General features: G+C 64.0%; 20 protein-coding genes. 12 read left to right on the top strand and 8 right to left on the bottom strand.

The window, feature by feature from the left end; genetic code table 11:
- Window positions 1-9 precede the first annotated feature (9 nt).
- The gene (locus tag LNV28_RS18480) at window positions 10-516 is read left to right on the top strand and encodes a calcium-binding protein (protein ID WP_263519248.1); all 507 of its coding nucleotides are present in this window, start codon (window positions 10-12) and stop codon (window positions 514-516) included.
- Window positions 517-745: 229 nt separating this feature from the next.
- On the opposite strand, the gene exaC is transcribed toward LNV28_RS18480, so the two are convergent.
- Complete coding sequence (exaC, locus tag LNV28_RS18475) at window positions 746-2,266, bottom strand: acetaldehyde dehydrogenase ExaC (protein WP_263519249.1); 1,521 nt, start codon at window positions 2,264-2,266, stop codon at window positions 746-748.
- A gap of 444 nt (window positions 2,267-2,710) precedes the next feature.
- Here exaC and LNV28_RS18470 point away from each other — a divergent pair, with 444 nt between their 5' ends.
- The 10 genes from LNV28_RS18470 to LNV28_RS18425 all read left to right on the top strand — a co-directional run bounded on the left by LNV28_RS18470 (window position 2,711) and on the right by LNV28_RS18425 (window position 14,165).
- Window positions 2,711-4,732: a sigma-54-dependent Fis family transcriptional regulator gene (locus LNV28_RS18470; protein WP_263519250.1), complete on the top strand. Its 2,022-nt coding sequence runs from the start codon at window positions 2,711-2,713 to the stop codon at window positions 4,730-4,732.
- A gap of 36 nt (window positions 4,733-4,768) precedes the next feature.
- Window positions 4,769-4,987: a hypothetical protein gene (locus LNV28_RS18465; RefSeq protein WP_263519251.1), complete on the top strand. Its 219-nt coding sequence runs from the start codon at window positions 4,769-4,771 to the stop codon at window positions 4,985-4,987.
- Between the two features lie 51 nt (window positions 4,988-5,038).
- Window positions 5,039-5,677, top strand: a complete 639-nt coding sequence (tadA, locus tag LNV28_RS18460) for a tRNA adenosine(34) deaminase TadA (RefSeq protein ID WP_263519252.1) — start codon at window positions 5,039-5,041, stop codon at window positions 5,675-5,677.
- Window positions 5,674-6,639: an LD-carboxypeptidase gene (locus LNV28_RS18455; RefSeq protein ID WP_263519253.1), complete on the top strand. Its 966-nt coding sequence runs from the start codon at window positions 5,674-5,676 to the stop codon at window positions 6,637-6,639. Before tadA ends, LNV28_RS18455 begins: the two co-directional genes overlap by 4 nt.
- A 504-nt stretch (window positions 6,640-7,143) precedes the next feature.
- Window positions 7,144-9,804, top strand: a complete 2,661-nt coding sequence (locus tag LNV28_RS18450; protein WP_263519254.1) for a TonB-dependent receptor — start codon at window positions 7,144-7,146, stop codon at window positions 9,802-9,804.
- Between the two features lie 522 nt (window positions 9,805-10,326).
- A complete protein-coding gene (locus LNV28_RS18445) occupies window positions 10,327-10,977 on the top strand; it encodes an energy transducer TonB (RefSeq protein ID WP_263519255.1) in 651 nt (216 codons plus the stop codon).
- A gap of 106 nt (window positions 10,978-11,083) precedes the next feature.
- Window positions 11,084-11,917: a MotA/TolQ/ExbB proton channel family protein gene (locus LNV28_RS18440; protein ID WP_411969992.1), complete on the top strand. Its 834-nt coding sequence runs from the start codon at window positions 11,084-11,086 to the stop codon at window positions 11,915-11,917.
- Between the two features lie 25 nt (window positions 11,918-11,942).
- A complete protein-coding gene (locus LNV28_RS18435) occupies window positions 11,943-12,371 on the top strand; it encodes an ExbD/TolR family protein (protein WP_263519256.1) in 429 nt (142 codons plus the stop codon).
- A gap of 17 nt (window positions 12,372-12,388) precedes the next feature.
- On the top strand, window positions 12,389-12,820 hold the full coding sequence (locus LNV28_RS18430) for an ExbD/TolR family protein (RefSeq protein ID WP_263519257.1): 432 nt from the start codon (window positions 12,389-12,391) through the stop codon (window positions 12,818-12,820).
- A gap of 91 nt (window positions 12,821-12,911) precedes the next feature.
- A complete protein-coding gene (locus tag LNV28_RS18425; protein WP_263519258.1) occupies window positions 12,912-14,165 on the top strand; it encodes a tetratricopeptide repeat protein in 1,254 nt (417 codons plus the stop codon).
- 126 nt (window positions 14,166-14,291) lie between these two features.
- Here LNV28_RS18425 and LNV28_RS18420 read toward each other — a convergent pair whose 3' ends face one another.
- The 7 genes from LNV28_RS18420 to LNV28_RS18390 all read right to left on the bottom strand — a co-directional run bounded on the left by LNV28_RS18420 (window position 14,292) and on the right by LNV28_RS18390 (window position 19,083).
- Window positions 14,292-15,050 (bottom strand): 3-hydroxyacyl-CoA dehydrogenase, encoded by a 759-nt coding sequence (locus tag LNV28_RS18420; protein WP_263519259.1) that lies wholly within the window; start codon window positions 15,048-15,050, stop codon window positions 14,292-14,294.
- A 103-nt stretch (window positions 15,051-15,153) separates the two neighbouring features.
- Window positions 15,154-15,807, bottom strand: a complete 654-nt coding sequence (adk, locus tag LNV28_RS18415; RefSeq protein WP_263519260.1) for an adenylate kinase — start codon at window positions 15,805-15,807, stop codon at window positions 15,154-15,156.
- Between the two features lie 137 nt (window positions 15,808-15,944).
- Entirely contained in the window at window positions 15,945-16,730 is a 786-nt protein-coding gene (kdsB, locus tag LNV28_RS18410; RefSeq protein ID WP_263519261.1) for a 3-deoxy-manno-octulosonate cytidylyltransferase, read from the bottom strand.
- Window positions 16,727-16,933, bottom strand: a complete 207-nt coding sequence (locus tag LNV28_RS18405; protein ID WP_263519262.1) for a Trm112 family protein — start codon at window positions 16,931-16,933, stop codon at window positions 16,727-16,729. The genes kdsB and LNV28_RS18405 overlap by 4 nt, the downstream gene beginning before the upstream one ends.
- 12 nt (window positions 16,934-16,945) lie before the next feature.
- Window positions 16,946-18,028, bottom strand: coding sequence for a tetraacyldisaccharide 4'-kinase (lpxK, locus tag LNV28_RS18400; protein WP_263519263.1), 1,083 nt, complete (start codon window positions 18,026-18,028; stop codon window positions 16,946-16,948).
- On the bottom strand, window positions 18,028-18,444 hold the full coding sequence (locus LNV28_RS18395) for an ExbD/TolR family protein (RefSeq protein ID WP_263519264.1): 417 nt from the start codon (window positions 18,442-18,444) through the stop codon (window positions 18,028-18,030). The genes lpxK and LNV28_RS18395 overlap by 1 nt, the downstream gene beginning before the upstream one ends.
- Window positions 18,445-18,465: 21 nt before the next feature.
- Window positions 18,466-19,083 (bottom strand): MotA/TolQ/ExbB proton channel family protein, encoded by a 618-nt coding sequence (locus LNV28_RS18390; RefSeq protein WP_263519265.1) that lies wholly within the window; start codon window positions 19,081-19,083, stop codon window positions 18,466-18,468.
- A 398-nt stretch (window positions 19,084-19,481) separates the two neighbouring features.
- Here LNV28_RS18390 and xseA point away from each other — a divergent pair, with 398 nt between their 5' ends.
- Entirely contained in the window at window positions 19,482-20,792 is a 1,311-nt protein-coding gene (gene xseA / locus LNV28_RS18385; RefSeq protein WP_263519266.1) for an exodeoxyribonuclease VII large subunit, read from the top strand.
- The last annotated feature ends 48 nt before the right edge of the window (window positions 20,793-20,840 follow it).

The raw sequence follows: 20,840 nt of genomic DNA, 5'->3' as shown, positions 1-20,840 counted from the left end.
ACCTTCGCCATGGCCTGGACCGACGTGTCGGGTACTCTGGGCGACAGCGCGGGCCAGGCGATCTACCTGCGACAGTATTCCCCTGCGGGTGTGGTGCTGGGCGACGAGTTGCGCGTCAACACGGACACGCCTGACGGCCAGTCTGACAGTTCGATGGCTGCGAGCAATGGCAGGCTGGCCGTCAGCTGGACCTCGGGCAGCGAGATTCACGTCGCCGTGTTTGGCAAGTCCAATGCGGTGGAAGGAATCATCGCAAACGACACACTCGTGGGCACCATTGGCGCCGACCCGCTCCGCGGCTTTGCCGTTGACGACGTCCAGTCGGGCCTGGGCGGCAACGACCGCCTGTACGGCGGACCTGGCAGCGATGTCTTCGAGCTGCGTCGTGGAGAGGCTGGCTGCGACGTTACTGTCGATGCCGCGGGCCATGGCGCCGCTGCCGGCGACCGCATCGAGCTCACCGGCGATGGCAGCGGAACCACCTTTGCGCAGTTGCAGGGAAACCCCATCACCTAGTTCGTGACCGATGCGGCCACCGGACTCGTTGACGTCTTGCGCATCATCGGTCCGGTTCATCTCAGATCGATGAAGCTGCGGCCGACTAATGTATGCATTCGGCGTTTGTCCCGCCGGTTGACAATCGAGAGGGAGTAATCTGTCTTGCCTGAACCCAATGTTCAGGCCATGAGTAAAGAGGCGGCCCGCAAGGCCGCTTTTTTTATTTCAGCTCAGCAACGCTTGAGGCTCAGAAGAACCCAAGGGCGTTCGGCGAGTAGCTGACCAGCAGGTTCTTGGTCTGCTGGTAGTGGTCCAGCATGGCCTTGTGGGTTTCGCGGCCGATGCCGGATTCCTTGTAGCCGCCGAAGGCCGCATGTGCCGGGTAGGCGTGGTAGCAATTGGTCCAGACCCGGCCGGCCTGGATGGCGCGGCCCATGCGGTAGGCGCGGCTGCCGTCGCGCGTCCAGACACCGGCGCCCAGGCCGTAGGGCGTGTCATTGGCGATCTGCAGCGCTTCGGCTTCATCTTTGAAGGTGGCCACGGCCAGCACGGGACCGAAGATTTCCTCGCGGAACACGCGCATGTTGTTCGTGCCCTTGAACAGCGTGGGCTCGATGTAATAGCCACCGGCCAGCTCGCCGCCCAGCTGTTTGCGGCCGCCGCCGATCAGCAGCTGAGCGCCTTCCTGTTTGCCCACTTCCAGATAGGACATGATCTTGTCCATCTGCAGCGAGGATGCTTGTGCCCCCATCATGGTGTCGGTGTCCAGCGGGCTGCCTTGCTTGATGGCGGCCACGCGCTTGAGCGCGCGTTCGATGAAACGGTCGTAGATCGATTCCTGGATCAGTGCCCGGCTCGGGCAGGTGCAGACCTCGCCCTGGTTGAAGGCGAACAGGACCAGGCCTTCGATCGCTTTGTCGAGGAAGGCGTCGTCCTGCGCCATTACATCGTCGAAGAAGACATTCGGGCTCTTGCCGCCCAGCTCCAGGGTCGCCGGAATCAGATTGGTCGCAGCAGCCTGGGCGATCACACGGCCGGTGGCGGTGGAGCCGGTGAAGGCGATCTTGGCGATGCGCTTGCTGGTGGCCAGTGGCATGCCGGCTTCGCGGCCATAGCCGTTGACGATGTTGAGCACGCCAGGCGGTAGCAGGTCGGCGATCAGCTCGGCCAGCACCAGGATGCTGATCGGCGTGGACTCTGCGGGCTTGAGCACCACGCAGTTGCCCGCGCCCAGGGCAGGTGCCAGCTTCCAGGCCGCCATCAGGATGGGGAAGTTCCAGGGGATGATCTGGCCGACCACGCCCAGGGGTTCGTGGAAGTGATAGGCGACGGTGTGGTCGTCGATCTGGCTCAGCGCGCCTTCCTGCGCGCGCAGGCATCCGGCGAAGTAACGGAAATGGTCAGCGGCGAGCGGAATGTCTGCATTCAGGGTTTCGCGGATGGGCTTGCCGTTGTCGACGGTCTCGGCATAGGCCAGCAGTTCGAGATTGGCGTCGATGCGGTCGGCGATCTTGAGCAGGATGTTGGCGCGGGCGGCGGCATTGGTCGCGCCCCACTGGGCGCTGGCCGCATTGGCTGCATCGAGGGCCAGCTCGATGTCCTCGGCGGTGGAGCGAGCCGCGCGGGTGTAGACCTGGCCGCTGATGGGGGTGATGACATCAAAGTACTCGCCCTTGACCGGTGGCACGAAGCGGCCGCCGATGAAGTTGTCGTACTGGGCTTTGTAGGCGAGTGTGGCGCCGGGGGTGTTGGGGCTGGCGTAAAGCATGTCGGTCTCCATTTGTTGTGCGGGCAGTCCTGGTCTCCAGGCCTGTTTTCCAGAGGCATGGCTTGCGTCAGATCCACCCGCGGATGGATGCCGCCTCAAGCACACCTGGTGCCTGACTTGCAGGGAGCGTGCCAGGCGCCTGGCTTGTACAGGAAGCCCCGGCTTTTCTGCGCGAGCCGGGCGGCGTGCTTGGAATCCGGCCCCCTGGTGCCGACACTTGTGACGGCGCACTGTCACGAAACAGCACAGTCTTGGGCGTCGTTTGGCACAACTTCCGTGGAATTCGACGGGAAGCCGCCAAAAGGAGTGCAAATGCTTGGCAGCGGCCTGCGGCCTGTTAAGGTCGCCCTGCGATGGCGGGTGCAGGCCGCAAAGGCGTGCCTCGGTTGAACCTCCGCATCCGATTCAGAGCCCATGCAAGGGCCGACCACGGAGACAAGTGAGATGACTGCGAATGCTTTGATGAGCCTGCGGGCGGCGCCCAGCCGCTTGCGCCAGGCGCGCCGGCAGCTGCTGGAAACCGGGGAGCTGGCCGACGGCTTGCTGGACCCCCGCCTGCAGGCCAGCTGGCTGCGCAGCCGGGCTTTTGGCCTGACTCCGGAGGGCCGTGCGCAAGGTGTGCCGCATGCCTCGGCCGCTCAGCTGGCACGCTCGCTGGAGCAGAGGCGGGCCTTGCTGGCCCAGGCCCGGCCGGTGATGGAATTCGTGGCAGAACAAGTCAAGGCCAGTGACAGCCTGGTCATCCTGGCCGACCCGCAAGGCATGCTTTTGCATGCGCTGGGTGATGATGGCTTCGCCGACAAGGCCGCCCGCGTGGCCCTGCGTCCTGGCGCTGTGTGGCTGGAACAATGGCGGGGCAGCAATGCCATCGGCACGGCCTTGGCGGACGGGCGTCCTGTGGTCATCAACGGCGCCGAGCATTTTCTGGAGCGCAATGGTTTCCTGACCTGCGCGGCTGCACCGATTGCCGACTCCAGCGGCGCCTTGCTGGGCGTGCTGGACATCTCTGGCGACCGTCGCGGCTACCACCCTCACACCCTGGGCCTTGCGCGATCGGCGGCGCGCATGATCGAGCATCAGCTGTTCCAGGCTCGCCATGGCAGCGGTTTGGTCTTGCGTCTGCATGCCCGCCCCGAAGGCCTGGACACGGTCACCGAGGGACTGCTGGCGCTGGCTGACGACGGCATGATCTTGGGCGCCAACGGGCTGGGCCTGGAGTGGCTGGGTCTGAACAGTGCTGCGCTGGGGCGTTGCACGGTCGAGGCGGCGCTGGGTTTGTCCATGCAAACGCTGCTGGGGGATGGCTTGCTGGCGCAGCCGCGGCAGTTGCAGCGCGCGGATGGCAGCCTGCTCTATGGCCGACTCGATGGCGCGCGGCTGCGTGCGCGCGCGGCCGTTTCTGCGCCGGCGGTCTCGGCACTGCCCGCATTGCCGTCACGATCTGCTCCGCCCGATACGGCGGTGCCGGCATCCGATGCGCTGAGCGCCCTGGATACGGGCGATGCCGCCGTGCAAGGCTTGCTCTCGCGGGCCCGGCGCGTCTTGGGCAAGCCGATAGCGCTGCTCTTGCAGGGGGAGTCTGGTGTCGGCAAGGAACTGCTGGCGCGCGCCTGCCACCAGAGTGGGCCGCGTCGCAGCGGACCGTTTGTAGCCATCAATTGCGCGGCTCTGCCCGAGTCACTGATCGAGGCGGAGCTGTTCGGCTACCGCCCGGGCGCCTTCACCGGTGCGCTCAAGGAGGGGGCGCCGGGCCTGCTGCGGCAGGCCCACGGGGGCACGCTGTTCCTTGACGAGATCGGTGACATGCCTCTGGCCTTGCAGGCTCGGCTCTTGCGCGTGCTGCAGGAGCGTCTGGTGTCGCCCTTGGGCGGCGGGCCCGCGGTAGCGGTGGACTTTGCCCTGATCTGCGCCAGTCACCGGCGCCTGCGCGATGAGGTCGAGTCGCAGCGTTTTCGTGAAGATCTGTACTACCGAATTAATGGCCTCAGCCTGCTGATCCCGCCCTTGCGTCAGCGCAGAGACTTTGCGACGCTGGTGGAGCGCCTGCTCAAGGATGCAGAGCCGACGCGCAAGCTCAGTGTGGCCCCCGAGCTCTTGGCGGCGCTGGGGGCTCACCCATGGCCCGGCAATCTGCGCCAGCTGGCCAATGTGCTGCGCACCTGCTGTGCCTTGTTGGATGGCGCAGAGGCGCAGATCGATTGGAGCCACCTGCCTGACGATATCGCCGAGGACTTGAACGCTGCGGCTCAAGCGGCGCGGGCGCCCGCGCTGCCGCCATTGACTCCGGCGGTGGACAGCGCGCTCGATCTGCGTCTGCAGTCGAGTCGCTGTGTGCAGCAGGCCTTGGCGCTGGCCCAGGGCAACCGCAGCGAAGCCGCGCGACGCCTCGGCGTCAGCCGCAACACCTTGTACCGGAAGATGCGAGAAGCGGGTCTGGAACCGGGGCAGGGCGGCGGCTTCGAGTAGGCTGGCGGCTTGTCAATCAGAAGCGGAGCCGAATCGATGCGCGCAGCTTTCAGCATTCTTGGCCTGGTGATCGCCCTGGCCGTGGTCTTGTTCCTGGTCAAGCAGCAGGCGCGCACGCTGGCGCCGACCACGGCTCCAAGCTCCGCGCCGGGCAGCGCCGCCAGCGCGACGGCGACGCGGCCCGAAGCCGTGCGGCAAGAGGTGCAGCAGCTGCTTGATCAAGCTGCGGTGCGTGCCTCAGAGGCAATGCCTTAAGGGCTTTCCCTGGGTGCGCTGAGGGGCTTGCTACACTGCGCCGGGCCGACCATGTCTGAAACCCGCATCCTCACCCCCGAGCCCGCTGTCGCCGCCATTTCGGCCGCCTCTTCGGCCGCCGATGAATTCGCCATGCGCATCGCGCTGGACCAAGCCCATAACGCCTGGCTTGCAGGGGAGGTGCCGGTCGGCGCCGTGCTGATGCGCGCCGGCCAGGTGATCGCCACCGGCTACAACCGCCCCATCACCACGCACGATCCCACGGCCCATGCCGAGATCGTAGCCCTGCGCCATGGTGCCACGCTGCTGGGCAATTACCGCCTGCCGGAATGTGAGCTGTTCGTGACACTGGAGCCCTGCGCCATGTGCGCGATGGCCATGATGCATGCGCGCCTCAAGCGGGTGGTGTTTGCCGCCCGCGACCCCAAGACCGGCGTGGCCGGTTCGGTGCTCAACCTGTTTGAGCAGCCGCAGCTCAACCACCACACCTGCATCCAGGGCGGCGTGCTGGCCGAGCCCTCGGCCCAACTGCTGCGCGAGTTTTTTGCCCAGCGGCGCGATGCTGCCCGGCAGCGCCGCGCGGCTGCGCGCGCCGAAGCCCCTGCTGCGGAACTGCCCGACGCCATCCCCACCGGTGATGTGACCCATCTCGATTTCTCCCCTGAACCTCCATCGGAAACCCTGCCATGAGCGCCTCCAACAGCTTGACCCTCTACACCCCGGCCGGCGTGCTGGCCCATGCGGCGCCACTCAAGCGCGCCGCCAAGCGCCTGGAGAAGCTGGGGTTTGCCGTCACGGTGGATGAGGACGCCTTGGCTCGGCACCAACGCTTTGGCGGTGACGACGCGACTCGCCTGGCGGCTCTGCACCGCGTGGCCACCGCCGCGCCCAGCGTGGCCCTTGCCACCCGTGGCGGCTACGGACTGACCCGCTTGCTGGACCAGATCGACTGGAAATTGCTCGCTCGCAGCGTCGAGCAGGGCACGCGCTGGGTGGGCTACAGCGACATCACCGCTTTGCAACTGGGCTTGCTGGCCCACGCCAAGGCACAGAGCTGGGCCGGCCCTTTGGCCTGCGGTGATTTCGGCCGCAGCAAGGACGAAGGCGGCGTCGATGACGTCACCCAGGACTGCTTCGTCGAGGCCATGGACGGACTGCTGGAGGCCGTGGGCTTCCGCACCGAAAAAGGCTTTGAGGGCCTGGGCCTGAAGGGGCAGCTTTGGGGGGGCAATCTCTGCGTGTTGACCTCCATGCTGGGTACACCGCATTTCCCGCGCATCAAGGGTGGGGTGCTCTTCCTGGAGGATGTGGGCGAGCATCCCTATCGCGTCGAGCGCATGCTGCTGCAGCTGCAGCAGGCCGGTGTGCTGGACGCGCAGAAGGCGGTGCTGCTGGGCGAGTTCAGCGCTTGGAAGAAGTCGCCGCTGGACCGCGGTTACACGCTCAAGCATGCGATCGAAGCGGTGCGCGCGCGCACCAAAACGCCCATCCTGACCGGGCTCCCCTTCGGCCACGTCGACACCAAGGTCTGCCTGCCCGTGGGTGCCAAGGTCGAGCTGGTGGTGGAGGGGCGCGATGTCATGATGGGCTGGCAGGGTGATCCGCAGCATCGCCATGATCACTCCGAGCCTCATTCCGAGCACGCTCACTGAATCTCATTGGCCACCGCTTGGCCATGTCGGCGAGCCCGTGAGGGCTTGCCCTGTAGCCTTCGAGTCAGCCTAACTGCTGGCTTGCTCTGTCGCCCATTCAAGCCCGCCGCCCGTCGAGGAATGACGTTCCGGGGCGGCTTTGCCTGCCGTCGGGCGCTTGTCGCCCGGGTGACATGAGGGCGCTGAGCGTACATTTCCCGTTGCGCCTGGGCGACAGCGCGCATCTTTACTTTTGGCAGGGTTGCCCTTGTGACGCTAGCTCTGCATGGCCTTCTGGGCTGCAATTTCCGTGAGGAATCAAGCACCTAGCGGCGGGGCTTGGGTGTGAAAAACTACCTTTCGAAAATACGCCGCGCGTAGTTTCCCTAGGCTGTCGGGAAGCTTCCAGACTCGAAGAATGTAGCCAAGCGTGCGTTCAGCGCATCGAGGCTTTCATCAATCGCCCTGCATGTGCTGACCATGCTCTGTGTCTATCGACCTTGCAATTTCCCCCAGGAGTAGCTCATGTTCAAGAAATCCCAGATCAGCACCGCTGTCTGGACCGCCCTCGGTGGTCTGGTGCTGTCTGCCGTGCCCGCCCATGCTCAGCAAACGCTCGAGCGCATCGAGGTTACCGGTTCGTCCATCAAGCGCATGGTCGATACCGACAGTGCCTTGCCCATTTCCGTGATTTCGGCCGCCGATCTGCGCGCTACCGGTGTTAATTCCGCCGAAGGTGCTCTGGCCAAAATCGCCGCCAGCCAGTCCATGACTGGCAGCTCGCAGACCATCGGTTCGGGCACAGGCGGTGCCGCCTACGCCAATCTGCGTGGCCTCGGCTCCAACAAGACGCTGGTCCTGTTGAATGGTCGCCGCGTGGCTGCCTTCGCTTTCAGCTCGGCCTCTGTTGACCTGAACTCCATCCCTTTCGCCGCGATCGACCGCGTCGAAGTGCTGCGTGACGGCGCTTCGGCGATCTACGGTACCGACGCCATCGGCGGCGTGATCAACTTCATCACCAAGCGCGACTACCGTGGCGTGGACGCTTCGGTGAACTACTCCAAGCCCAAGGAAGAGGGCGGCGTCAAGAAGGGCGTCGCCGTCAGTGGTGGCTTCGGCAATCTGGAAGCCGATGGCTTCAACGTCTGGGCCTCGATCGACAAGCAGACCAATGAGAATGTTCGCGCTGTGGACCGCGATTTCGCCCGCACTGGCGTGATCCCGGACAAGGGTCTGCTGAAGACCTCGGGTACGTCCTTCCCGGCCAACTTCTCGCAAGGCAGCCTGAGCGGCAACCCGTCGCTGCCGAACTGCGCACCGCCGTTCTCGCTGTTCCTGTCGGATATCTCTTCGAAGACCTGCCGCTTTGACTACACGGCCTTCATCGACATCATCCCCGACACCGAAACCAAGACCGGCCTGCTGAAGGCATCGGCCAAGGTTGGTGGCAACTACCTGTCGCTGGAGCACATGGCGACGGACAACAGCAATATCGCTCGCGTTGCGCCGGATCCGGTGACTGGCCTGAGCATGCCTGCCAGCAGCCCCTTCTTCCCGAAGACCTATCCGGGTATTGATGTGACCAAGCCCATCACGGTGGGCTGGCGCATGATCCCTGGCGGTGCGCGTACCAATCAAGCATCGACCAAGGCCAACCGCACCGTGGTCTCCCTGGATGGCACTTATGCCAACTGGGATTACCGTGCCGGCTTCTTCAATGCCGAGAGCAAGGGTGCTCAGGACATTCAAAACGGCTATGTCAACAAGTCGCTGATCCAGAAGGGTGTGACTGACGGCAAGCTGAACCCTTTCGGCGAAGCTGATGCAGCCGGTCTGGCCATCATCGAAGCCGCCAAGATGAGGGGCGTCTACTCCAACGCCAAGGGCAGCAGCCAAGGCTTGGACTTCAATGCTTCGACCCAGCTGTGGGACATGGCCGGTGGTCCGGTCGGCGTGTCGGTGGGTGCCGAGTTCCGCAAGGACAAGTACCGCAATGACACTGTCGACAGCATCGTGGAGAACGTGCCTTCCCTGGGCGTGGCGCCTTACCACGTGAGCGGCGATCGCAAGATCTCTGCGCTGAGCACCGAGTGGCTGTTCCCGGTCAGCAAGGACATCGAGCTGACCTTCGCCGGTCGCTTCGACAAGTACTCTGACTTCGGTTCGACCTTCAACCCCAAGGCCGCGATTCGCTGGACCCCGGTGAAGAACGTCAATGTGCGTGCCTCCTACAACACGGGCTTCCGCGCACCTTCCCTGGATGAGGTCTATGGCCCGCAAGCCGTCAGCTTCACAGGCGATCCGTACGACGATCCGGTTCTGTGCAAGGGCGGCGTGGTGCAGCCTGGTGGCGTTGAGTCCCGCGACTGCGGTCAGCAAGGTCAGATCCAGTCCGGTGGCAACACCGAGCTGAAGCCTGAAAAGTCCAAGACCTTCTCGCTGGGCCTGGCCTTCGAGCCGGTCAAGGGCCTGACGGCTTCGATCGACTACTGGAACATCAAGATCACCAACTCCATCTCGGCCGTGTCCGAGCAGGCGATCTTCGGTGACCCGGCCAAGTACGCATCGCGCTACAAGCGTTGCAAGGACTTGAGCTCGGAGATGCAAGCAACTCTGGATCGTTGCAATACGCCTGAGTGGAAGAACTCCAATGCCCTGGGCTATGTGGTTGCGCTGAACGACAACCTGGGCGATGTCAATACCGATGGTTTCGACTTCGCTGCAGGTTACGCCTTCAACAATGCCATGGGTCGCTTCCAGCTGGGCTGGGAAGCCACCTATGTTCGTAGTTATGAGTACCAGCGTGACAAGGGTGATCCGTTCATCCAGAACGTCGGCAAGTACACCGACTCGAGCCCGGTGCTGCGTTGGCAACATGCGGTGACCGTGAACTGGCGTCTGGGTGACTTCAGCACCAACTTCGGTCTGAGCCACAAGTCGGGCTATGTGGACCAGAACGCGGTGGAGGACAAGTACCTCAACAACGTCAAGGCTTACACCCTGGCCGATCTGTCGGTGACCTGGAGCGGCATCAAGCACACCAAGTTCACCGTTGGCGTGAAGAACCTGTTCGACACCAAGCCGCCGTTCTCGAACCAAGGCACCGTGTTCCAGCAAGGTTATGACCCCCGTCTGACCGACGCTTACGGCCGCACACTGCTGGTTCGCGCCAGCCTGTCGTACTGATCGTTTCATGCGCCTCGCGAGAGGATGAAAACGCGGCCCTTGTGGCCGCGTTTTTTTTGCTGTCGGGCCAGAGCTTGTTTCGCGCTGATTCTCGTAAACCCTAGGCTTTGCTGGTGGCTTGAGTTCCTGGATACCACTAAAATACCAGTGAGGAATCGAACCCTTCGTGGCGGGCCAGCCTCGGGGTGCTTTGCAGCACTTGCCGCAAGCCCGGTTCTTCGGGTAAGCCCCATGTCAGGCGGTCTTTGGAACTCGTTTATGATCGCAGGCGTTTGAGCATTTACCCGGTTTCGGTTCGCCGAATGGGTGGAAGCCAGGCCGAAGCCCGTGGTCGCAAGCTGACGGGCATTTTTGTTGTAGGAGTCGTCGTTGGTGCCGATCCCAGCAGTGTTTCATCCCTGTTTGATGAGATGCATCTGTTCGGTACCATGCGGCACTCAAAGGTTCGAGACGGGCGCTGCGCAGGGGCTGAACCCCACGTGTCTTGATGAAAGAATTTCGCAGTCTTAAGAAGGAGCGCGCATGAACTTTGCGCAGGATAAGCAAGGCTCGTCACGCTTTACGGGTATCGGCATCGTGGTGATGATCCACGTGTTGATCGCGTGGGCGTTGGCAAGTGGACTGGCCCGGAAAGCCATTGAGGCGGTCAAGGGTCCCATCGAGACCAAGGTGATTGAAGAGAAGGTCAAGCCGCCGCCGGAGCCGGAAAAGATCGTGCCTCCGCCGCCGGACTTGAAGGCTCCGCCGCCGCCATTCATTCCGCCCCCGGAATTCCAGGTCACGGCACCCACGCCTCCTGCGCCGGCTATCCAGTCGACCCAGGTCGCTCCGCCTGCTGCCGCTCCCGTTCGCCCGGCTCCTCCGCCAGCTGCGGCTGCAGCGCCTGCGCCGGCACCGGTTCGCACGGGTCCCAAGACCGCCGGCATGGTTTGCACCAAGATGGGCAAGCCGGAAGTGCCTTCGGTGAACTGGAGTGGTGAAGCCTTGTACAAGGTGACCGCGACAGTGAAGTCCGGCCGCGTGGCCAGCATTGAGGTGCAGAGCTTGCGTCCTGGCGTGGATCGCAAGGCTCAGCGAGCCATCATTGCGGCCATCGAGGAAGCGCTGCGCGAGACCTATGAATGTCCAGGTGACCACGTGTTCGAGCAGGAATTCCAGTTCCGCATCGAGTAAGGCCGCGACAAGCTAGAGTTCTTCAAGACCCCAACATTGGGGCAGGGCATCGCCCGGCCCCATTTCTCTCAAACCGATTTCGATTTCATTCGCAGGAGTTGACTCCATGATTTCTCGTATTTCCGGCCTGTTCGCCGCCATCGCTTTTGCTGCGGCAATGGCTGTTTCGCCTGTGCAAGCTCAAGAAGCTGCTGCTTCCGCTGCTGCACCCACCGAGGCAGTTGCTCCTGCTGCCGACGCTGCTCCCGTGGCGCAAGCCGCCGCCAAGCCGATCGACAACCCCTACGGCCTGCAGGCCATGATCGCCCACGGCGACATGGTGTCCAAGGGCGTTCTGGCCCTGCTGCTGATCATGTCCATGGGCAGCTGGTACATCCTGATCACCAAGCTGTGGGACACCCAGAAGCTGTCCAACGAAGCCAAGGAAGTGCGCGCCACCTTCTTCAAGAAGGCCAGCCTGGCCGAAGGCATCAAGGGCCTGAAGGAAGCCAGCGCATTCCGCTACATCGCAGCCAATGCGATCGAGGCTTCTGAGCACCACGAAGGCGCTCTGACCGAGAACATCGATCACAACACCTGGGTGTCGACCAACATCGAGCGCTCGGTTGCTGAAGTGCAAGGCCGCGTGCAAACCGGTCTGGGCTTCCTGGCTACCGTCGGTTCGACCTCGCCGTTCATCGGCCTGTTCGGTACCGTGTGGGGTATTCTGCAAGCGCTGACCGCCATCGGCGTGGCCGGCCAGGCTTCCATCGACAAGGTGGCCGGCCCTGTGGGTGAAGCGCTGATCATGACCGCCATCGGTCTGGGCGTCGCGGTTCCTGCTGTGCTGGGTTACAACTGGCTGGTGAACCGCAACAAGACGGTGATGGGCCAAGTGCGCGCCTTCGCTGGCGACCTGCACGGTGTCCTGATGGGCAACCGTCAAGTGACCAAGCGCTAATCAGCGCTGACCCGGAGAACCCATCATGGGAATGAACGTCGGATCTTCTTCCGGCGATGATGAAGTGGTCTCAACCATCAACACCACGCCCCTCGTGGACGTGATGTTGGTGCTGTTGATCATTTTCCTCATCACCATCCCGGCGGTGGTCAGCACGGTCAAGGTTGAGCTTCCTAAGGAAACCAACGTCGTCCGCGTGACCAAGCCTGAGAACATCGATATCTCGGTCACCAAGAGCGGCGAGATCTACTGGAACACGCAGCTGGTGCCTGATGTCGATGCCTTGGTGCAACGACTGGGCAAGGTGGCGGTGCTGAATCCGCAGCCTGAGGTGCATGTTCGTGGTGACGACAAGTCGCGCTACGAATCCGTGGGCCGTGTGGTTTATGCCTGCCAACGCGCCGGCATCATGAAAGTCAGCTTCGTCACCGAGCCGCCTGCGCGCGGTGGTTGAAGCGAGGAGCGAATAGCATGGGAATGAATGTAGGTAGCTCCTCCGGCAGTGAAGAGCCGGAAGTCATGATGGACGTCAACACCACGCCGCTGATCGACGTGATGTTGGTGCTGATCGTGATGCTGATCATCACGATCCCGATCCAGCTGCACTCGGTGAATCTGGACATGCCCCCCCCGAGCAACTCGGTGCCGCTGAAGGACCCTGTGGTCCACGTGGTGCTGATCGACTTCGATGGCAAGGTCTATTGGGACGAGAACGAGCTGCCCAACCACGAAGCCGTGGAAGCCAAATTGGCTGAAGTGGCTGCCGAGGCAGATCAAGCTGAAGTGCACATCAAGCCCAACAAGCTGGCCGAGTATGGCGCCGTGGCTGCCGTCATGGCATCTGCGCAGCGACTGGGTGTCAAGAAGATGGGCATGGTCGGCAACGAACAGTACGTCAAGTGAGACGGCGCAAGCCGTGAGCTGAGACGTCAAACGAACAGCGCGCCGTCCGTCAAGGACGGCGCGTTTTTTTTCGCAAAGAGGGTAGAAGACGATGAAGATCAGGACATTGGCCTCGGTCGCTATTGGCACCATGGCGTTTGTGTTTGGCAGCGCGCCCCAAGGCGAGCTGGGCTTTGCGCAAGCCCAGGCGCAGGCCGAAGGTGTGCGTCCTCAGGTGGGCAAGGCTTTGAAAGACGCCGTCGCCTTGATCAAGTCCGGCAAGTACAAGGACGCGCTGGCCAAGGTGCATGAAGCGGAAGCCGTCAGCGGCCGCAATGCCACCGAGAACTACAACATCGAAGCGATGCGCATGGCCGCCGCTTCGGGTGCCAGCGACACCGATTCCATGGTCAAGGCCTTTGAGGCTCTGAAGGCCAGCGGCAAGTTGTCGGGCGCCGAACAGCTGCGCTATATGGAGTCCATCTCGGGCACCTATTTGCGCAACAAGGACAATGCTCGCGCCCTGACCTGGGCCCAGCGCTACTTCAAGGAAGGCGGCAACAGCCCCACCATGAAGCAGGTCCTGACTTCGGCACAGTTCAATTCCGGTGATATGGGGTCCATCATCAAGGACACCGAAGCCGAAATTGCTGCCGACGAAAAGGCAGGCCGCACGCCCTCTCAGGACAAGCTGAACCTGTTGCTGAGCGCCGCCATCCGTCAGAAGGATGGCAATGCCGAGCAACTGGCCATCTCCAAGTTGCTGAACTACTACCCGCGCAAGGAGCTGTGGACGCAGGTGCTGTCGGGCATCCAGACCAAGAAGGGCTTCTCGGATCGTTTCTCGCTGGACGTCTATCGCCTCAAGCTGGCCACCGGCAACCTCAAGGATGCCAACGACTATATGGAAATGGCCCAACTCGCTGCGCAGGCCGGTTTCCCTGAAGAAGGCAAGCAGGTCGTGGACAAGGGCTTTGCCGCCAATGTTCTGGGCCAAGGCAAGGAAGGCGAGCGTCACAAGCGCCTGAACGACCTGATGGTGAAGCGCATTGCAGAAGCAAAGGCGGCTCTGCCGGAGGCTGAAAAGGCTGCGCTGGCTGCCAAGGACGGCAATGCCCTGGTCGCGCTGGGCTTGGCTTACGCCTTCCGTGGCGATGCTGCCAAGGGCGTCAAGTACATCGAGCAAGCGATCGAGAAGGACAACCTGACCCGTCCGGAAGACGCTAAGCTCTATCTGGGCCTGGCTCACTCCATGGCCGGCGAGGCGTCCAAGGCGCAAGCCGCGTGGCGTTCGGTCAAGGGCAACGACGGTGCGGCCGATCTGGCTCGCCTGTGGAGCATCCACGCTCGCAGCGCCAAGCGCTGAGCATTCGCCTGCATTTGCCGGCTCAGGTCTGACTCCGGTCGGGCCTGAGTCGGCGATGGCAGCCGAACGAAAAAGGGCCCTGGCGCGCAGCCAGGGCCCTTTTGTTTTGCCGGATCTGCTTTGTGCTTACTTCGGCGCCAGGCGGATGGCGCCGTCGAGGCGGATCACTTCGCCGTTCAGCATCTCGTTGGTGACGATCTGATGCACCAGCTTTGCGTAGTCGGCCGGAGTGCCCAGACGCGAAGGGAAGGGGACGCCGGCAGCCAGGGCGTCCTGTACCTCTTGTGGCATGCCAAAGAGCATGGGCGTGCCAAAAATGCCGGGGGCGATGGTCATGTTGCGGATGCCGTTGCGGGCCAGATCGCGGGCGATCGGCAAGGTCATGCCGACCACGCCGCCCTTGGAGGCGGCATAGGCTGCCTGGCCGATCTGACCGTCATAGGCCGCCACAGACGCGGTCGAGATCAGCACGCCTCGCTCACCGGTGGGCTCCGGGTCGTTCTTGCTCATGGCTTCGGCGGCCAGACGGATCATATTGAAGCTGCCGATCAGGTTGACCGTGATGGTCTTGCTGAACAGGGCCAGTGCATGGGCGCCGTCCTTGCCCACGGTCTTGGCAGCCGGGGCGATGCCAGCGCAGTTGACCAGGCCGAAAAGTTTGCCCAGGCTCAGGGCCTTGGCGACCACGGCCTGGCCGTCGGCTTCCTGGCTGACGTCTGCCTTGACGAAAGCGCCACCCAGTTCAGCTGCCACGGCCTCGCCGCGCTCGACCTGCAAGTCGGCGATCACGACCTTGGCACCGTGCGCTGTCAGCATGCGTGCCGTGCCCTCGCCGAGGCCCGAAGCGCCGCCGGTGACAATGAAAACCTTGCCTGCGATGTCCATGTTCAATCCTTTGAAAGAAGGGTTGGTTGACGTTGACGTAAACGTCAATTATTGGTCAAAAGAAAGCCGCATTGAAGCGGCTTTGCTCGAGAAGGAAAAATGTTCAGCTCAGGGCTGCCAGAGCGCGCTGGGTGATGTCATCGACCGAGCCGATGCCTTCGATGCAGCGGTACTGGGGGGCGCCGGCTTCGCCGCTGGCGGCCCAGTTTGAGTAGTAGGCCACCAGAGGACGGGTCTGGGCCTGATACACCTCGAGGCGCTTCTTGACGGTTTCTTCCTTGTCGTCGTCGCGCTGGATCAGCTCTTCACCGGTGCCGTCGTCGCGACCTTCCACCTTGGGAGGGTTGAACTTGACGTGGTAGGTGCGGCCCGAGGCCACATGGACGCGGCGGCCACTCATGCGCTCGATGATGGCGCTGTCGGGGACGTCGATTTCCAGCACATAGTCCAGCTTCACGCCGGCCGCCTTCATGGCGTCAGCTTGAGGGATGGTGCGGGGGAAGCCGTCGAACAAAAAGCCCTTGGCGCAATCCGGCTGGGTGATGCGTTCCTTGACCAGGCCGATGATGATGTCATCGCTGACCAGGCCACCTGCATCCATGACCTTCTTGGCGGCCAGGCCCATCTCGGTGCCGGCCTTGACGGCGGCACGCAGCATGTCGCCGGTGGAAATTTGCGGGATGCCGAATTTTTGGCAGATGAAGGCAGCTTGGGTGCCTTTGCCGGCGCCGGGGGCGCCCAGAAGAATCAGTCGCATGGGTCTCCTTGATGCAGCAGGGAAGGCGCGCAGGGCCCTCTTCAACAGCGGGCGAGGATAGCACGCGCTGACCTACGTCAGACTGACGCAGGCCCCGCTTCTTGCCTCAGGGTAACCCCAGGGTTCGAGGGATGCCCTCAGCGCCCGCCCAAGGCCCGTGCGCGGAACACGCTGCGCACGCGTTCGAGGTCCTCGAGGGTGTCCACGCCTGGGCCCGGCCGCTGTTCACTCACGTGCACAGCAATGCGCTCGCCATGCCAGAGCACACGCAGCTGCTCCAGCGATTCGATCTGCTCCAGCGGACTGACCTGCAGCCGCGGGAAGCTGCGCAGGAAGCCGGCCAGATAGCCGTAGAGGCCGACATGGCGCAAGGCCGTGCCCGGCTGGGGCTGGCCTGGGTTTTGCGCCTGGCCATCGCGCCAGAAGGGAATGTGAGCGCGGGAGAAGTAAAGCGCCAGGCCGTTCTTGTCGGTCACGACCTTGACGACATTGGGGTTGGCGAACTCGGCCTGGCCTTCCGGGGTGTCGTCCAGCACGTGGGCGACCGTGCTCATCACGCATTCCGGGCGCTGGCACAGCAATTCTGCGCAAGCGTCGATCATGGCCGGCTCAATCAGGGGCTCGTCGCCTTGCACATTGACGACCAGATCCTGGCCGTCCAAGCCCAGCAGCTCGCAGGCTTCGGCCAGGCGGTCGCTGCCCGAGACATGGTCTGCGCGCGTCAACACCGCTTCGATGCCATGCGCGGCACAGGCTTGCACGACGGTGGCTGCATCGCTGGCCACCACCACACGCGTGGCCTTGGACGCTGCCGCCCTTTGCGCCACGCGCACGATCATGGGCAGGCCTTCGATTTCGGCCAAGGGCTTGTTGGGCAGGCGGGTGGAGGCCAGGCGCGCCGGCACGATGACAGTGAAGCTCATGGCGCAGCGGGCTTGCTGCCTTCTGCCTCCGGGTCGTAGGCGCGGGCCTCGTTCTCCAGCATTACGGGAATGCCGTCGCGCACGGGAAAGGCGAGGCGGTCGGCATTGCAGATCAGCTCGCGACCGCCATCGGGTCCGCGCAGATGTTCCAGAGGGCCTTTGCACAAGGGGCAGACCAATATTTCCAGCAAACGGTTATCCATCGTCATCCCCATCTAGGTTCGGTGAGCAGGCTCGCGTGTCTGGCAGCCCATGACTGTCAGGCGTGCATGCAAAGCCTGCTCAAAAGCGTGTTCGGGCCGGAAGTCTAGCGTCACCACCCAGATCCGTGGCCCGCCGGGCTTGCTACCGGGCGTCGGGCGCAGCTTGACGGCATCTTTCTCCGTCACCAGCACGTCTCCTGCGTCCGCGCGCCAGGGGCGGGTGGCGTAGTCGAAATGGTCGGGTAGGGCGTGGCGCTCCGTGATCTCGAGGCCGCAGGCCTCCAGCATGTCAAAAAAACGCGCCGGCTGGGCCATGCCGGCTGCCGCGACCAGGGAGTGGCCGCGCAAGGCTTGCAAGCTGGCCGGACTTGCCGGCTGGCCGTCCCACCAGTCCTGCAGCGACACCGCACCGCCGAGCGTGCGCTTTGCCAGATGCCCGGGCAGGGCGGTGCTGGCTTGGGCGGCGTTGTAAAGCACCAGATGGTCGGCCGGCAGCCGGGCTTGAAAGGGTTGGCGCAGCGGGCCGGCGGGCAGCACATGGCCATTGCCGATGCCGCGGCTGTCGAACACCAGGATCGACAAGGCGCGCGGCAGGCGGCCATGCTGCAGGCCGTCGTCGCTGATCAGGATTTGCAACTGCGGGTGGGCTTGCAGCAGGGCGCGCGCGGCGGCCACCCGGTCGCGGCCCACGGCCACGGGTACGCCGCTGCGCAAATGGATCAGCAGCGGTTCATCACCGACGGCGCGCGCCGGGCTGTCGCGCCGCACCAAGGCGACCTCGTCGCTGTCGCGGCCGTAGCCGCGCGAGATCACGCCGGCCGCCATGCCCCAGCCTTGCAGCAGATTGAGCAGCGCCAGGGTGGTCGGGGTTTTACCGGCGCCTCCGACGATCCAGTTGCCGACCACGATCACCGGCACCGGCAGTGTTTCCGCGCGCTTCAGGCCCAATCGGTACAGCAGCTTGCGCACGGCCCAGAGCAGGCGGTACAGACCCGAGAGCGGCAGCAGGCAGGTGGACAGTGCCCCGCCGCTGAGCCACTCGCGTTCAAGCCGCCGGGCCAGGGCCGGGGCGGCAGGGTCGCGCGGCCCGGCCATCACTGGCCGTTGGTCTGGGCGGCGAAGGTCAGGCGGGACAGCCCAGCGCGGCGTGCGGCGTCCATGACATTGATCACCGACTGGTGAGCGGCCGAGGCGTCGGCCGAAACAATCACCATGGTCTCAGCCCGGCCTTGGCTGGCCTGGGTCAGAGCGGCGGTCAGCAGGTCAACGGTGCGACCTTCCACGGCCTGACCATTGATCACATAGCGTCCATCGGCCGAGACGGCGATGATGATTTCCTGCGGCCTCTCCTTCAGCTGCTCGGCATTGGCCACCGGCAGGGCAATCTGCAGCTCGGTGAACTTCGAGTAGGTGGTGGACAGCATCAAAAAGATCAGGACCACCAAGAGGACGTCGATGAAGGGGATCAGATTGATCTCCGGCTCTTCGCTGCGGCGCTGTCTGAATTTCATCGTGGCAACTCCGGCGCGGACTCAGGCCGTGTAGCGTTGCAGTTGGTTCAAGAGACGCTCGCCGCTTTGCTCCAACTCCAGCACATACTCTTCCACGCGGCCACGGAAGTAGCGGTAGAACATCAGCGAGGGAATCGCCACCATCAGGCCGAATGCGGTGTTGTAGAGCGCGATGGAGATGCCGTGCGCCATCTGCGCTGGGTTGCCTCCGCCGGGCGCCTGGCTGCCGAAGATCTCGATCATGCCGACCACCGTGCCAAGCAGGCCCAGCAAGGGGGCTGCCGTGGCGATGGTGCCCAGGGTGTTGAGGTAGCGCTCCAACTGGTGGATGGCTCGGCGGCCCGCCAGCTCGAAGACCTGGCGCAGCTTGGCCTCTTGCATCTGCGGCTCCAGCGTCACGGCGCGCAGGCCGGAGGCCAGCAACTCACCGAGCAGGGAATGCTCGGCCAGGCGGTTGACCATCTCGGGCGTGGGCAAGGTCTGGCTGCTGATGCCCAGCACCTCATCCAGCAGGCGCGGCGGCACGATGCGGCTGCGGCGAAGGCTGGAAAAGCGCTCGATGACCAGGGCCAGGGCAATAACGGAACAGATCAGCAGGGGCCAAATCGGCCAGCCGGCGGCTTGTATGATCGAAAACAAAGACAACCCCTGTCGTTGAATGCTGCGATTGCTGGAAAACCTGCCGCGTGCTCCGGCCCGTATGGGTGGCTCGCGATTGCGGGCGATTATGGCCCGAAGCGCGCGCCATTCGAGAGAGTCTCTACCCGAGTCGACGAGGCAGATTGCGGACACCGTTGTTGGGCCGAAGTCTGGGTCTTGGAACCATCCACTTCATCTGTGGATAACTTTGTGGGCAAGCTGATTTTTCGGGGCGCCAAGGCCCGAAAAATCAGGGGCTTAGATAAATTGCCTCTTTTTTGAGCAGAAAAAACACTTGAAAAACAAGGCTTTGTGTGTCTGTGACGGCACCGTGACGTGCGCTTCAGCCGGGCGGCCCATGATGGCCGTGGCTGTGGAGTTCTCCCGGGTGGGCGCTGATGTTTGAGCGGTCCGTGACACCGCCGCCGCGCTTGGTGTGGGGGGTGCAAGCCTTGCTGACCGCGGTCAGCGACAGCCTCGCGGCACGCTTCTCCGTCTGTGTTGTGGGCGGTGAGGTTTCGGGCTTCACGCGCGCGGGCAGCGGCCATTGCTATTTCAGCCTCAAGGACTCTGGCGGTTCGGGTGCCTTGCTGCGCTGCGCCATGTTTCGCCGTGCCGCTGGCCTCTTGGACTTCTCGCCGGCGGAGGGCATGCTGGTCGAGTTGCGCGGCAAGGTCACCCTGTACGAGCCGCGCGGCGAGTTGCAGTTCATTGTCGAAAGCATGCGCCGGGCCGGTGCGGGTGCTCTATATGAACAGTTCTTGCGCTTGAAGGCGCGGCTGGAGGCGCAGGGCTATTTCGATGCCGACCGCAAGCGGCCGCTGCCGGCCTTTCCGCGCCGCTTGGGCGTGGTCACCTCGCGTGCGGGTGCGGCGCTGCATGATGTGCTGACGGCGCTGGCCCGCCGCGCGCCTCATGTGGAGGTGCTGATCTACCCCTGCTTGGTGCAGGGCGAGCAGGCGCCGCCGCAGATCGTGCGGGCGCTGGAGCTGGCCAATGAGCGGCACGAGGTGGACGCCTTGTTGTTGGTGCGCGGCGGCGGCTCGCTGGAAGACTTGTGGGCCTTCAATGACGAACGGGTGGTCCAGGCCGTGGCCTTGAGTGCCTTGCCGCTGATCTGCGGTGTCGGCCATGAGACCGATGTCACCCTGGCCGACCTGGCGGCTGATTTGCGGGCGCCGACGCCGACCGCAGCGGCCGAGCTGGCCGCGCCCTCACGTGAAGCGCATCTGGAACGCCTGGCCGCCATCTCGGACGCCTTGAGCCGGCGCCTGGAGCAGCGCCTGGACGGACTGGCCCAGCGTCTGGACCGCGCGGCCCTGCGCCTGGCCCGGCCGACCGAGGTGCTGACGCGCCAGCGCCGTCGCCTGGCACTGCTGGCCCAGCGTTGGGGTCAGGCCTTGCCTCGGGTGCAGGCGGCCGAGGTCCAGCGCCTGGATCACCTGGCCCAGCGCCATCGCCGCGCCGCACCGCAGCTGCTGCGTGCCCAAGCTTTGCGGCTGGACGCCTTGCAGGCCCGGCTCTTGGCGCTGGACCCGCAGCAGGTGCTGGCGCGCGGCTATGCCTGGCTGGATGATGGCCAGGGCAGGGCGCTGATCTCCGTGCAGCAACTCGAGCCCGGGCAGCAGGTTCATGCCGTGCTGGCCGACGGCGAGGCGCAGATGCAGGTGCTGGAGCTCAAGCCGAAGGCCGCGGCGAGTGGCTCGTGAGGGTCTGGCGAAACCCGTGGTTTGAAGGGTTATCGCTGCCGCACCGTC

The sequence above is a fragment of the Paucibacter sp. DJ2R-2 genome (assembly GCF_025717675.1).
Lineage (GTDB): Bacteria > Pseudomonadota > Gammaproteobacteria > Burkholderiales > Burkholderiaceae_C > Paucibacter_A.
The sequence above is the reverse complement of the archived record's forward strand: the minus strand, read 5'-3'. Positions and strand labels throughout refer to the sequence as shown.